The following is a 14,581-nucleotide window of genomic DNA, read 5'->3' on the forward strand; positions in this document are numbered from 1 at the left end:
AAGCCTGCTAAACTAATCAAAAATTTGTTACGAAAGGTTGTCATAATTTAAGCCTAATAAACTTTATAAACTTTAGTTTTACTGGTAAACTTGAGAATGTAACAAAATGTTAAGAAAAGTTAAACTTAAAAAAGTTTACTGTACAAGGCTTTGAGTCGAAAACATGACTCTTAAAGCAGATTGGCTACCTAAAAGTCCCTCAAAAAAAAATGAAAAATCTTGATTTAAAAAAAAGAACCAAAAAAATAATCGAATCTCTCCCACTAGAAAACCAACTTGGCATTGAATCTGCCAAAAGAGTGCTGATGGGTCTTGAACGTGATGAACTAGAAATTACCATCATCTACCTTATGGCTCGTGAAGAGGTTTACAGACAGATGATTTCACAACTAAAAGCCAAATTAGCCCAGAAAGGAATAACGACAGATTTGTCCAAGGGAGAGACGAAAATGATCAAGAAGAGGGAAATAACCCCAAATGCTGATAAATTCACGCTTTGAGCGAGAAAATAAGGGGGTTTCTAAAATTTCTTCATCTGCCTGTTTATAAGCTGTCACGCATTTAAATTGTTCTTGGCGACAGGGTGTAGGGTGTAAAGGGTAGGGTGTGGGGTGTGGGGTTTTGGGATTTATTTGTTTTCAAGGGCACGAATTAAAGCTAGTAGCTAAATTTACGGCCTCCTGCCAAACTGTTAAATCTCGTTTGAATTGAATTTTTGAATTCGTCATGAATTTTGCTCGCCATCCCTACACCTTAATATTACACTTACACCCTACACCCTACACCCTACACCCTACACCCTTTCTCAACAATGAAAGCAGTTGGTGCAAGCTCTGAGTTGACTCAGAGTCGGAAAATTGCCGAAAGTATTAGGGGGAAAATATTTCTCTTATTTCAATAAATTAACAAGAAGTTAAGAGCGAAATTCAGAAATAGGAAGATGAATAAGGAAACTTGTATAGCCAGGCTCAGAGAGACAGCGAATGGTTCCCTTATGTTCATTAACTACTATTTTGTAGACCAAATCTAAGCCTAATCCCATACCTTTACCTACTTCTTTTGTTGTAAAAAAAGGTTCAAAAATACGAGATTGAATTTCAGGCGGAATTCCAGAGCCATTATCAGCAATTTCTACAATTACATAATTTTTTTCTACGGCTGTACGAATCCAAATCGTTCCTTTTGTATTTATAGCATCTATGGCATTATCAATAAGATTTGTCCACACTTGATTGAGAGAATTACCATCTGCATAAATAAAAGGTAATTGATGATCATAATTACAAATGACCGATATATTTTTTTTCTTCAACTTAAAACTTAAAATGATCAAAGTATTTTCTAAACAAGCGTGCAAATCGACATCTTTCTTTTTATAAGGCGTTTGTTCTACAAAAGAGTAAGATTTAACCGCAGTGATTATATCAGAAATGCGAATAATACCTTGTTGTAAAACATTAAGCATATTAAATTCATTGATGATTGCTTCTAACCAGACCAATACATCTTTAAAAGTTTGAGTCGGTAATTCTTGGCTTATCTTTTCTAAATGCTCAACCTTAATACCTCCTATAACTAAATTAGGGGCAAGTTTCCAGCTATTATCAACTTGATGAGTATCTAGCCAATTTGTTAATTCATCTTCCCACTCGATTTGTTTTAATGGTTCTAAGCACAGGGCATTACTCGCATATTTAACAGCATAGTTTTTTAGATTTAAAAAAGATTCTAATTGCTTAGGATCGAGAGCTTCTGTAATAGCTTTTGAGGCTAGAGTATTGCGGTTATTAATTGTCTCATTCAATAATCCTACAGCACCCTGTACTGCTGATGCAGGATTATTTAATTCATGAGCCAGCCCGGCAGCTAATGTTCCTAATGCAATCATTTTTTCATGATGTAGAGATATTGTTTGTAACTCTTGCATTCGATTTGCCATAAAACCTATAATTTTTTTGCGAATACAAGGAAAAGTTAACATAATTTGCCAGAAATCTTTCTCATCAAAACAATACAACACACTGTAGATAACAGCTTTTCCACTGGCGAGATGAGGGGTGCCGGCAAGCAGAGGAACTTCTCCAAAAAATTGATTATTGCTATAGGTTCCTATCAAAATTTCTTGCTCCTCAACTTTTTGTATAATTTGAATTTGTCCTTCAAGAACTATATAAAAGTGAGTAGCCGGTTCATTTTGCTTAAAAAGGATTTCTCCAGAACTGAGAGAAATTTGATGTCCTATTTGAAAAATTTTATATTTTTCTGTATTTTCTAATTCTTGAAAAAGAGGAATTTGGGGCAGAACTTCAAGCATATTTGTGACCTCACAATTTTTAGAAAGAAGATAGATATTGATGAACAAATTGAACAGCCATTGCGCCTTCACCAACAGCAGAAGCCACTCTTTTAACAGATCCAGAGCGAACGTCTCCAATGGCAAAAGTGCCTGGTATATTAGTTTCAAATAAAAATGGTGGGCGTAGAAGCGGCCATTCCGCTAAGGCTTTTTTTTCTTTCATCAGGCTCGGTCCGGTTAATATAAAACCATTATCATCCCGTTCTACAAAATCTTGCAACCAATCTGTATTAGGTTTAGCACCGATAAAAATAAACAAAGCATTAGCCGCGACTGTTTCTACTTTACCAGTTTTTGAATTAGCAAGTTTTAGTCCGGTCAGTTTATCTTCGCCTAAAACTTCTACTACTTCAGTAAAAACTTTCACATAAATATTAGGACTAGCTTCAATGCGATCAACGAGATATTTCGACATTTTAGTGCCTAGAGATTCTCCTCGAATCACAAGGGTTACAGAGCGAGCATATTCACAAAGACACATTGCCGCTTGTCCAGCAGAATTTGCTCCACCAACGATATAAACATCATCATTACGACAAGAAATCGCCTCAGTAATAGCAGCACCATAATACACACCAGCACCATTTAAATGATCAATTCCCGGAATGTTTAACTTAACATAAGAAACCCCACTAGCAATAATGAGCGCGTGACAACTTAATTTAGTGCCATCAGCTAAGGTTACTACACGGTATTGTCCTTCTAAACAGATACTAGCGACTTCTTGGGGTGAAATAATTTCAGTTCCAAATTTTTGAGCCTGAGCAACAGCACGTCGCGCTAAATCACTTCCAGTTAATCCCATAGGAAAACCAAGGTAATTTTCAATGCGGGAGCTTGTTCCGGCTTGCCCTCCTGGTGCTTCTTTTTCTAATAAAACTGTTTTAAGTCCTTCCGAAGACGCATAAACAGAGGCCGCTAAACCGGCTGGGCCTCCACCAATAACAACCAAATCATAAAAAGGCATTTCGGCACGGGTTTTTAAACCGATGATTTCAGCAATTTTTTGATTAGAAGGACACTCCATTTTTTGCCCATTTGGAAAGACCACTATGGGAAATTTAGATGCCTCTAAATTTAGGTCTGATAAAAGCTCAATAGCTGTAGAATCTTTTTCCATATCTCGCCAAATATAAGGAATATGATGGCGAGCTAAAAAATCTTTTGTTTGGTGGCTTTTAGGAGACCATCTAAACCCAATAACCTGAAGTCCTTCAAAAACTTGTATTGAGTTTGCCTGCCAAATTTCGAGCAAATCGTTTAGCACAGGATATAAATTGATTTCAGGGGGCAGCCAAGGCTTTAACAGATAGTAGTGAACTTGGGCTTTATTGATAGCATCAATGGCGGCATTTGTATCTGCATAGGCGGTTAGTAAGGCTCGTTTAGCATCAGGAAATAAATCTTTTGCTTGCTCAAGAAATTCTACTCCTGTCATTTTTGGCATTCGCTGATCGACTAAAAAAAGGGCTACAGATTCTTGACGTTTTTTTAAAGCTTCTAGAGTTTCTAAGATTTTTTCACTTGAGTCCGAAGAAATTACCCGAAATTTAGCACCATATTTGTTTCTTAAATCTTGAACAATAGTACGTAAAACTTGTGGGTCATCATCTAGGGTAATAATAACTGGTTTTGCCATTGTCTTTTGTGGATGTATTTTATTGAGTAATTTATTAAAAGTTTGAAATTGAGCTTTTTTTAACAAATATAAGAAAATAGCGGTTAAGGAACTTATTTTTTGTGTAGAGACATTTTATCTAACGTCTCTACGGCTATTGGCGATCTGGCGTTTTTGGGTCAACTTAAAAAACTTAACCCCAGAAAAGAAGAATTTTATTACTTAAATGGCATGAGTTCGGGATTTTGAGAATTGTTTAACAGATTTTTGCTTTCATCAAAATCATCTGACAAAATTAAATCTAACTCGTTAGATTGATTGTTGATGACTACCGTTGAATCTTCAAGCTTAGGAATAATTTTGACTCCTTGGCAAAAAGAACTCATTTTTAATAATTTAGTCACTGAATCACTAGCCCCTACTAATTGAACTTCGACAGTTTTTCCCAGTTTTTGCTTAGTAAAAATCAAGGTTCGTATGCCCGTGCTGGAAATACATTTTAAATTTTCTAAAAACAAAATAAGCCGATGGATTGGCTGTTTAGTTGCTCGCTCTAAAGCCTCTTGAAATATTCCATTGGCATTGGCATCAAGTAATCCTGTCAGGGCAATTTTAGCCGTACCTTGGGACACTTCTAGCACAGTCGCATCAAAAAAGACTTGAGCCGGAATTAAGCGCACTTTTACTTTCAGTGATTCTTCAGAGAAAGGTAAATTAACGGTCAATTTTTCAGCATCAAAATCAAAATAAGTTTGACCGTCAATTTGAACTTCTCCAATTCTAACACTTCCTAAAGGCAAAATATCTGGAGCTACCCGTAGAATATTGTCTTTAAATGCACCTGGTTTGGGCTTAAAATATAGCTCCATTGGTTGTTTAGTAATCAATAAATTGGTGTAGACTGTCGCCAAATATCCTAACTCAAAAGCGTGATAACCGCTCATAGAATGTGAGCCTTTACCTCGTTCATTTCCTCCAGCTAAATAGGGAATTCCATTAGCTTGTACATTAAAATAAATGCCTCCGTCTTCAGAATCTAAAAACCAAGCATTATAAAAAGCTGCGGCTTCTCGTGCTAATTGACGATACTTAGGATTTTCTAAAGAACCTGCCAAAATTAAATAAGCTAAAATAGCCTGTTCTTGCTGCCACCAGGCTTTGCGATCATGCCAGACAAAGCGATGTTTTTCTTGCCCAGGTTCAAGAAAGCGTTCTACTACATCATACCAGCCACCTCGTTGCTGGTCGCTGCCGACTTTTGGCATAGTTTGCCCTATTTTTTCGGCTAATTTAGTGTATTTTTCTTTAGGGATAAGATGATTCATCCGCATAATATTCCAAGCAATTTTTAGGTTGTGGCCAACTACTGCTCGATTCTGTTGCCAAAACCAGTGAAGATCATGGCTCCAATCTTCATGAAAACGCTCTTGGACAAAAAAGCTATTTTCATCATCTGGAAAATATTTTTCTATCAAATCAAAAGTTTTTTCGAGCATCTCTGTATATTTATGATCCTCAGTGGCTAACCAAAGATTGATCAAATAGGCAGGCGCATGGTCTCCTACAGAGTTCCAATTTTTTCTGGCTCGGTTTTGACCTAAAGTAGCACTATAAGGACTGAGAGTAATGGGGTCAATGTGAGAGAAAAATCCGCCGTATTGTGTTTTATCTCGAAAATAACGGTCAAATAAATTGACAGTTCGCTCAATGTCCCCAAGTACACAAAGATCGCCTGTGATTCGATACAACTGCGTCGGGCCAACTAGAGCATAAATTTGTTCATAAGCAGGAATAGCATCATAATCATCGCCAAATTCTGAGGCGAAAATCTTTTGCTCACTGCCATCAGGATGTACATCTATGCCATGATACCAATAACAAATTTGTTCATCAGTATCTAAAAAGCGCATATGTTGACGCAAATATTCAGTGCCTTTTTCTGCGGCTTCGAGATAACGTTCGTCGCCGGTTAACATATATGCAGTAGCAAAACCATAGACAAGACGAGAAATAGTATCAGTTTCCTGACGAGTGGAATTTTTTTTACTACCCACTAAGCTCAGGTCCGTACGGTATTGACGAAAATCAATTTCTTTATCTTCAAATTGACATTTTAAGTAAAAGTCAGCTAACTGTTGAATTTGTTTTACCCACCAGTCAGGCTTTTCAAATAAATACTCGGCCTCAGTTCGTCCCAGAAAAACAATATTTTTAGCCTCAAATTTGTTTTCTCCGGCTTCGGGATAAAAAATTCCATAAACAAAAAGATAACGCTGAGGAACGAGCATAGAACTGATCTGTGTGGTGCAGTTATAATAAGGCTCCCCTAAGTTTCGCACCAATTGAGCATTGGTCATAGAAGTTAGGCTAACTTTAAAAGTCTTACCGTCTGAAGTTTTGAGATGGAAACTTCCAAACTTACCCTCTAATGGTTCAAATTTGACAACATATCCAGCAATGAGATCCGAAAAAGAGAAATTGAGTTTATTCATGGCTAAAAATTTCCAAAAACATTTACATAGAAAGGTGAAAAAAAGAGAGAAAAGAGAAACAATGAAAGAGAATAACTAATGACTATTGAGAAATTAAAACTACAACACTGCGCTCTTTTGCTAAATAAGTATTACCTAAAACTTTTAATTCATGCCCTGGCTCTAAAAAGTCATTAGGGGAAGAATTGGCAGTATCTATTACCTTGTACCAATTTCTACCTTTTATAACGGGAATTTCTAGCTCGAGGCTATTCCAATACATATTTAATATGACATGAATATCTGCATCTCCGTTAAAACCTCCTAAAGTGAAGGCAAGAGAACTGCCGTGAGGATCGTTCCATCCAGGCTGAAATAATTTACAGCCATGCCAGGATAAATCAGCTAACCCCCTTTCGTTAATTTCTCCTTTGAAAAACTCTCGTCGGCATAAACTACTGTGACGCTTACGAAAGCCAATCATTAATTTAAAAAAGCGAAAAATTTCAGCACTTTTTTGTAACAAACTCCAATCAAACCAACTGGTTTCATTATCTTGGCAATAGTTATTATTATTTCCTTTTTGAGTGTGTCTGACTTCATCTCCAGATAAAATCATTGGCACACCTTGAGACAGTAAAAGAATCGCGGTAAAATTTTTAATTTGTCGTCGGCGTAAAGCTTCAATTTCTGGGTTATCTGTTTCCCCTTCTACACCACAATTCCAACTTAAATTATCATTGATTCCATCCTGATTGTTTTCTCCATTAGATTCATTATGCTTATCATTATAAGAAACAAGGTCATTAAGAGTAAAGCCATCATGACAAGTAATAAAATTAATACTGTTAGTCGGCAAACGTTTATTTGATTGGTAGAGATCCGCACTTCCACTGATACGAGATGCTACCGCACTAACGAGACCTTCATCTCCTTTAACAAAACGCCGAATATCATCTCGATAAAGTCCGTTCCATTCTGCATAACGACAACCTGGAAATTTTCCAATTTGATATAAGCCACCAGCATCCCACGCCTCAGTAATAATTTTAGTATTAGATAAAATTTCTGAGGTTTCAATATGCCAAATAACTGGCGGATAAGACATAGGACTTCCATCTTGACCTCGGGCTAATATAGAGCCTTCATCAAACCGGAAACCATCAACGTGCATTTCTTTAACCCAAAATTCTAAACATTCTACAATCAATTTATCAACCATAGGATGATTACAATTAAATGTATTACCGCAGCCAGAATAATTCATGTAGAATTGTTTATCTAAAGGAAAAAGATGGTAATAAATAGAATTATCTATCCCCTTAAAGTTGATTACTGGGCCTTGGTGATTTCCTTCGCTGGTATGATTAAAGACTACGTCTAAAATAACTTCAATACCTGCCTTATGCAGTGCTTTAACCATGTCACGGAACTCTCGGATCGGGCTTCTTTCCGTAGGAGAATAGCAATAAGAAGTCTCGGGCGCAAAAAAACTATGAGGATCATAACCCCAATAATTTTTTAGCGGTTTTCCATTTACTGTTCGTAGTACCTCTGTTTCGTCAAAATCAAACACAGGTAAAAGTTCAACAGTAGTAATTCCTAATTCTTGAAGATAAGGAATTTTTTCGATGATACCTGCAAATGTTCCTTTATGCTTACAGTTAGAAGATAGGGATTTAGTAAACCCGCGCACGTGCATTTCGTAAATGATAGTTTTACTCATGGGATGGGCAGGGGACTGATCATTTTCCCAATCATAATCATTAAGATCTACAACAATGCTACGCATTGAGGTTGTTAGGTTATCTTCTGTCCCTAACGCATTTATGCGCTTCCAAAGTATACAGCTATTACTTTTGGAGTAGGGATCAAGAAGAACTTTGTTTTTGTTATAGCGATGTCCTGCCTCGTGTAAATTATTTGGACCATCGACTCGATAACCATAAGCTGCACCAGGTTTTAACCCTTCAACATAAACGTGCCAGTAATAAAAAGTTTTATTGGTAGCTGGATCGAGTTTGATAATTTGAACAGGATAGAGATCATCATATTTTTCAAATATTAAAAGTTCTACTGCGGTGGCATGGGCAGAATACAGGGAAAAATTAACGCCATTTGCATCTACAATTGCTCCTAGCGGCTGGGTTCTTCCCGATTTGGTTTGATATTTAGGTTGTCCTAAAGGTTCTTTCAGTTTGTTGGCAATAGTAACCATTTTGACCTTCTAATTTATTTGGATGAGGTTTGTTTTGAAAAATTCAAACGGCAAATATTCAAGAAAATTTTGCTGGTTTTCTTCAAAAAATCAAATACCTGGATAACAAAAGTTATAGTGATACGCACAAGCTTGCCCCTCACGGTGTCCAAGCTTTAACGATTGAGGGGTGTTAATTCAAGAGATTTAATTGTTTCTAGCTCATTTAAAAAAATTTCTAAAAACTCATCAATTGAGTCAGGATGCTTACCAGTCACCAGCCCACCATCAATATGTACAATTTTAGTTTGTTCACCCTCAAACATCACAATTCCTCCGGCATTTTCTACATCACAAATAACATTATGGGCACAAGTAACTTCACGACCTTTTAAAATGTCTGGAGCCGCACAAAATAACCAAATACTATGACAAATAGTGCCGATAATTAATTGGTTATCGTCCATTGCCTTAACGGCTTTTCGTAAAAACTGGACTGCTGGTGCTGTATTGGGATGACCGGGTTTAGGATTAGCTTCATAGCGTAAGCGATCCATCGCATAGGCTCCAATTAAAATGATGCCTTTGTAATCTCTTGGCTCAATATCATTCACCTCTACTGTAACAGTGACTTGTTCTTTTAGTTCATTTCCTTTAAAAGTCAACTGTTCTTGATGCCAAAGATGAGTCAAATACTCGACTTCATAACCGTTAGCTGGAAAAAACTCATTAAATCTACGAAATTCTGTGTCATCAAAGTGATCCTCAATGAGTACACCTATTTTTCCCTTAAATTGCACAATGTTATTTTTCATGGTTTTTAGGCTATGACTATTGAACTTCACTAAGGTACTAACTTTTGGCTCACCTATGAGCAGACTAGCTTTTTCCTACGGGGGGATTCAGCTTTAGCAGATTTGTGCTGCTATAGTCCAAACTATTTCATTTTTTTTTTGATTTAACCAGGGAAGATTAGGAAGTTAAAGAAAAAATTAAATTTTTTCTAAACAATTTTTATATTTTTTTAAGTATAGTTTTTTTTAAATTGTTACTATAGACTGGTTTCAATTAATGCCTCTATCTAAAGATAGATTTTTGTTGTCTTATAAAAAATAGGTTATACTAGCCTTGAAATTACCTAAGTGATTAAGCACTAAGTTCCCTAACCTCTTTTTTCAAATAGTGATTTTAATAACAATATAAAAAAATGACTAAACCAAAAAGAAAACGTGGGGTTGTGCTTACGCCAGAAGGGCTTGAAAAACTCTTGCAAGCGAGGCTAAAGTCAGAAAATGAAGAAAATGAAGGAGTGCGCTATACTTTAGAACAATTAAGTGAGCGCACGGGATTAGACCTTCATACGATAAAAAGAGTCCTCGCTTGTGACGAAGGCGTTGATCTGCGAACCCTTGAACGTTTATTTCTCTCATTTAATTTAAAATTAACCACCAACTTTTATAGCGTTCCAAACCCTAACAAACGGCAAGATTGGGGAGAGGCAATTTGTACCTCTCTTTTTTATGGACGCATTGAAGAACTAGAAATTTTAGAAAAATGGTTAATACAAGATCGTTGCCGCTTAGTAACGATTTTAGGTATTGGAGGAGTAGGCAAAACTTGTCTGTCTGTTAAATTAGCAGAACAAGTTCAAAATCAATTTGATTGTGTTATTTGGCGCTCGCTACGAGATGCACCCTCCTTAAGTTGTATTTTGAATGACCTGATCCAATTTTTATCTTATGAACAAGAAAGTATAACCGATATAGCTGACAGTCCTAAAGAACAAATTACCAGATTAATCAAATGGCTTCGCGCTTCCCGTTGTTTAGTAGTATTAGATAATCTTGAGTCTTTATTACAAGATCAAACGCGGGCCGGACAATATCGAGACAATTATCAAGAGTATGCTAATTTATTTAAACGAGTAGGAGAATCCGACCATCAAAGCTGCTTACTTTTGACAACTCGAGAAAAACCGAGAGAAATAGCGTTTTTGGAAGGTGAAGTGATGCCAGTGAGAACCTTTCGATTACGAGGGGTAAAAAATGAAGAAGGGACAGAAATTCTTAAAGCTAAAGGAGTACATGGTCTAGAGTCTCAGTTTGCCCAACTGACAAAACGTTATGCAGGTAACGCTTTGGCTTTAAAAGTAGTAGCCACTACGATTCAAGATTTATTTGGTGGAAATATTAACTTATTTTTGCAAGAAGATACCACAATTTTTGGCGATTTACGTGACCTCATAGAACAACATTTTGCTCGATTATCAGATTTAGAAAAAGAGATTATGTGTTGGTTAGCTATTAATCGAGAACCAGCCTCTTTATCTCAATTACGAGAAGATATGATTTTTGCTCGTTCTTCTCAAATTTTATTGGAGGAATTAGAATCATTATCTAGGCGTGAATTAATTGAACGGCAGGGTGATTGTTTTACACTACAACCTGTAGTAATGGAGTACGCCACAAGTTTTTTAATCGAGCAGGTTAGCAAAGAAATTGCTAATCAACAGAAATTTCAATTTTTTCGCTGTCATGCACTAATGAAGGCTCAATCTAAAGATTATATTAGAGAATCCCAAATTCGTTTGATTGTTCAGCCGCTTATCGCCGAATTGTTCAGGTTTTTTTCTTGCCAACAAGATATCGAAAGCCGCTTAAAAGAAATTTTAGTGGCTCTCAGAGAGAAAGCACCTTTAGAATTAGGATATACGGCGGGTAACATTTTGAATCTATTTTGTCAAATGGGAACTGATCTGACAGGCTATGATTTTTCCCATCTGACCATTTTGCAAGCTGATTTGCGGCATAACAAATTACATAATACGGATTTTACCTGTGCTAATTTAACTAAATCAGCTTTTGCTGAAACCCTAGGCGGAATACATTCTCTAGCATTCAGTCCAGACGGGAGCTTTTTGGTCATCGGTGATACAAATAATGATATTTATCTTTACTCAATTAAGGAAGAAAGGCACAAATTTATTTATAAAGAACATTTTGGGTGGATCTGGTCCCTTAAATTTAGCCCCAAAGGAAATTTATTTGCTAGTAGCAGTGTTGACAAAACAATAAAACTTTGGGATGTTGAGACAGGAAAAAGTATTCAAACATTGCAAGGTCATAAAGGGGGAGTATGGTCAATTGCTTTTAGCTCAGATGGTTGTTTATTAGCCAGTAGTAGTGAAGATAAAACAGTAAGGTTATGGGATGTTAATACAGGGCAATGTCTAAAAATTTTTGAACAAGATGACACTCAAAGTTTAGGAGTCGCGTTTAGTCCAAATAACCAAGTTTTAGCAAGTAGTCATGAGAGCGGAAAAATACACCTCTGGGATATTAGCACAAGACAATATTTGGCGACTTTACAGGATAATACTCATAGAGTTGAATGTATTGCTTTCAGTCCAGATGGACAGAAGCTTGCTAGTGGAAGCAGCGATAAAACTGTGAAAATTTGGGACCTTACTACAAAAAAATGCTTATTTATTTTACAAGGTCATACAGACATAATAATTTCAGTTAGTTTCAGCCCAAAAACAAACATACTGGCTAGTAGTGGAGAAGATAAAACGGTAAAATTATGGGATATCAACACTGGCCGTTGCGTTAAAACATTAGAAGGACATGAAACCCGCGTTTGGATTGTTGACTTTAGTCCAGATGGAAAAATCTTAGCCAGTGGGAGTGATGATCAAACTGTAAAACTATGGGACCTTAGTAAAAATCAATGTTGTAAAACTTTACGGGGTTGGAGTAATGGAGTATGGTCTATTGCTTTTAGTCCAGATGGTCATAAACTTGTTAGTGGCAGTAACGATCAGACTCTAAATTTATGGGATATTACCACAGGTCTGTGTCGAAAAATGTGGCATGGACATAATCATCGTGTGACTTCAGTAGCATTTAGCCCTAATAATCGTATTTTTGCTAGTAGTAGCGAAGATCAAACTATTAAGATCTGGGATGTTGAGACTTTACAGTATATTAAAAGTTTACAAGGACATACCCATCGGGTTTGGTCTGTTGCTTTCAGTCCAGACGGACAAACTTTAGCTAGTGGTTCTCAAGAACAAGTAGTCAGGTTGTGGAATATTACTACGGGTCAATGTTTTAAAAGTTTACAAGGACATACCCATCGAATTTGGTCTGTTGCTTTCAGTCCAGATGGACGAATTTTAGCAAGCGGTTCCCACGATCAAACTATTAGATTATGGGATATTCACACAGGTCAATGTCTTAAAATATTTGATGAACATCAAGATTGGATTTGGTCTGTTGTTTTCAGTCCAGACGGACGAATTTTAGCTAGTAGTAGTAGCGATCGGACGATCAAAATTTGGGATGTTTTTACTGGTCAATGTCTTAAAACTTTACGGGGCCATAGTCATTGTGTCTATTCTATTGCTATCAGCCGGGATAATCAAATTTTAATTAGTGGTGGCGGAGATCAATTGATAAACTTATGGGATATTAATACAGGAATTTGTCTAAAAAGTTTACCAAAGCAACCTAAATGGATTTGGGCAGTTCGGTTAAGTCCAGATGGTCAAACTTTTAGCACTGCTTGTGAAGATGGAACAATTAAACTCTGGGATATGCAGACAGGAGATTGTTTAAAAACTATGAAAAGTCCTAAATTTTATGAAAAGATGAAAATTAATGGAATTAGAGGTATTACCTCCGCTACTATTAACACTTTAAAAACTTTAGGAGCGCTAGAGGAATAAAAAAAACAGGGCTGATTTATAAATTTTTCGGTTTGTATAGCTATGATTATTAGCCTTATCAAAAAACGAAAAAATTCAAATCTTTTCCCTGTTCTCTCCGCATTAACTGTTACTTATAATATAACAAGTTTGGAAGAACTAAAAATTTTAACTTTAAAATAAGGTCAAGGTTTACAAGCAGTAATAATACTCCAATAACCGCAAGTTGGCTTGACTTCTACATTCTCAAAACCAACTTTTTTTAAAAGAGTGGTTAACTCATGACCTGAGTATTGCTGTCCTTCTGTCCATAAAAGCATGATCATATTAGAAGCAGCAACAGATAAAGGACCGTTTTTTTGCTCATTATAAAGCATTTCATGAATAATAATGCGCCCTCCAGATTCTAAATTATTAAAACTTTTTTGCGCTAATAAAAAACATTTTTCTAATGACCAATCGTGAAAAATATCACTATAAAAATGAATGTCTGCTTTGGGAAAAGGTTGATTCCATATATCACAAATTTCAGTTTTAATACGTTCTTGTAAACCATATTTGCTTACAAATTCTTTAGCCAAGTTGCAAACAGAAGCCAAATCTATAATAATAGCTTCTAAGTTCGGCCATCTCATGACGGCATTAATAGCATAAATTCCTGAACCTCCGCCAATATCTAGCAAAACCTTGTTTTTTGACAAATCAAGATTATCTGCCCACGCTTGCGCTGGAGCAAGATTACGATCATGAATTGCATAAGTAAAAGCCCGTGCTAAATCTACCTTTTCTTGATGAGTTTGAAACAGATCATTTCCCGCATATATTTGTGCAGAATTAGTCAGTACAGCATTTTTCAAGTTTTGCCATGAGTATATATTTTCATTGGCACTCAAAAAATTTAAAAAATTACCTAAATAATTTGGGCTACTTTCCACAAGATAATTTTGTGAAAATTGCGTAAGTGAATAATAATTATTTTTAATTTGTAAAAGCCCAGTCGCTAGACACATGGATAAAAGAGCGTTGGCTGCACGATGCTCAATTTTGAGTATTTGACAAACTTCTGGCACGGTCAAAGGTTTTTCAACAAATATCGAAAAAAAATTAAGGTTATAGGCTACCAGAAGGGTTTTAAAGCTAATATGTCCAGATATTAAATCCCACAATATTCGCTCATCTGTTGTCGGTTTCTGTATTTTTGCAAAAGTATTTTGGTTCATAAGCTGTCAGA

The 14,581-nt window shown here is 36.1% G+C and carries 8 protein-coding genes; 2 read left to right on the forward strand and 6 right to left on the reverse strand.

The genetic code is table 11. From position 1 onward, the window contains the following. The first annotated feature begins 209 nt into the window (after positions 1 to 209). Positions 210 to 500 (forward strand): hypothetical protein, encoded by a 291-nt coding sequence (locus tag CYAN7822_RS29345; protein WP_013334598.1) that lies wholly within the window; start codon positions 210 to 212, stop codon positions 498 to 500. A 413-nt stretch (positions 501 to 913) separates the two neighbouring features. Here the strand turns inward: CYAN7822_RS29345 and CYAN7822_RS29350 are convergent, their stop codons facing one another. The 5 genes from CYAN7822_RS29350 to CYAN7822_RS29370 form a co-directional block, all read right to left on the reverse strand. Further along, positions 914 to 2,314 carry an ATP-binding protein gene (locus CYAN7822_RS29350; protein WP_013334599.1) on the reverse strand — a complete coding sequence of 467 codons (1,401 nt, stop codon included), beginning with the start codon at positions 2,312 to 2,314 and terminating at the stop codon, positions 914 to 916. 19 nt (positions 2,315 to 2,333) lie between these two features. Continuing rightward, complete coding sequence (locus tag CYAN7822_RS29355; RefSeq protein WP_013334600.1) at positions 2,334 to 3,995, reverse strand: FAD-dependent oxidoreductase; 1,662 nt, start codon at positions 3,993 to 3,995, stop codon at positions 2,334 to 2,336. Between the two features lie 197 nt (positions 3,996 to 4,192). After that, the gene (locus CYAN7822_RS29360) at positions 4,193 to 6,466 is read right to left on the reverse strand and encodes an AGE family epimerase/isomerase (protein ID WP_013334601.1); all 2,274 of its coding nucleotides are present in this window, start codon (positions 6,464 to 6,466) and stop codon (positions 4,193 to 4,195) included. 82 nt (positions 6,467 to 6,548) lie between these two features. Next, positions 6,549 to 8,663, reverse strand: coding sequence for a glycogen debranching protein GlgX (gene glgX / locus CYAN7822_RS29365; protein WP_013334602.1), 2,115 nt, complete (start codon positions 8,661 to 8,663; stop codon positions 6,549 to 6,551). Positions 8,664 to 8,818: 155 nt separating this feature from the next. Beyond that, complete coding sequence (locus CYAN7822_RS29370; protein ID WP_013334603.1) at positions 8,819 to 9,457, reverse strand: DJ-1/PfpI family protein; 639 nt, start codon at positions 9,455 to 9,457, stop codon at positions 8,819 to 8,821. Positions 9,458 to 9,849: 392 nt separating this feature from the next. On the opposite strand from CYAN7822_RS29370, the gene CYAN7822_RS29375 reads away from it, so the two are divergent. Beyond that, positions 9,850 to 13,371 carry a WD40 domain-containing protein gene (locus CYAN7822_RS29375; RefSeq protein WP_013334604.1) on the forward strand — a complete coding sequence of 1,174 codons (3,522 nt, stop codon included), beginning with the start codon at positions 9,850 to 9,852 and terminating at the stop codon, positions 13,369 to 13,371. 164 nt (positions 13,372 to 13,535) lie between these two features. On the opposite strand, the gene CYAN7822_RS29380 is transcribed toward CYAN7822_RS29375, so the two are convergent. Next, entirely contained in the window at positions 13,536 to 14,570 is a 1,035-nt protein-coding gene (locus CYAN7822_RS29380) for a methyltransferase (RefSeq protein ID WP_013334605.1), read from the reverse strand. Positions 14,571 to 14,581 lie beyond the last annotated feature (11 nt).

The organism is Gloeothece verrucosa PCC 7822, from assembly GCF_000147335.1.
Classification (GTDB): Bacteria; Cyanobacteriota; Cyanobacteriia; order Cyanobacteriales; family Microcystaceae; genus Gloeothece; species Gloeothece verrucosa.

What these genes read in the sequence shown, in the direction of transcription:
- CYAN7822_RS29345 (WP_013334598.1), top strand. Translation starts at nt 210, where the DNA reads ATGAAAAATCTTGATTTAAAAAAAAGAACCAAAAAAATAATCGAATCT.
- CYAN7822_RS29350 (WP_013334599.1), bottom strand. Translation starts at nt 2,314, where the DNA reads ATGCTTGAAGTTCTGCCCCAAATTCCTCTTTTTCAAGAATTAGAAAAT.
- CYAN7822_RS29355 (WP_013334600.1), bottom strand. Translation starts at nt 3,995, where the DNA reads ATGGCAAAACCAGTTATTATTACCCTAGATGATGACCCACAAGTTTTA.
- CYAN7822_RS29360 (WP_013334601.1), bottom strand. Translation starts at nt 6,466, where the DNA reads ATGAATAAACTCAATTTCTCTTTTTCGGATCTCATTGCTGGATATGTT.
- glgX (WP_013334602.1), bottom strand. Translation starts at nt 8,663, where the DNA reads ATGGTTACTATTGCCAACAAACTGAAAGAACCTTTAGGACAACCTAAA.
- CYAN7822_RS29370 (WP_013334603.1), bottom strand. Translation starts at nt 9,457, where the DNA reads ATGAAAAATAACATTGTGCAATTTAAGGGAAAAATAGGTGTACTCATT.
- CYAN7822_RS29375 (WP_013334604.1), top strand. Translation starts at nt 9,850, where the DNA reads ATGACTAAACCAAAAAGAAAACGTGGGGTTGTGCTTACGCCAGAAGGG.
- CYAN7822_RS29380 (WP_013334605.1), bottom strand. Translation starts at nt 14,570, where the DNA reads ATGAACCAAAATACTTTTGCAAAAATACAGAAACCGACAACAGATGAG.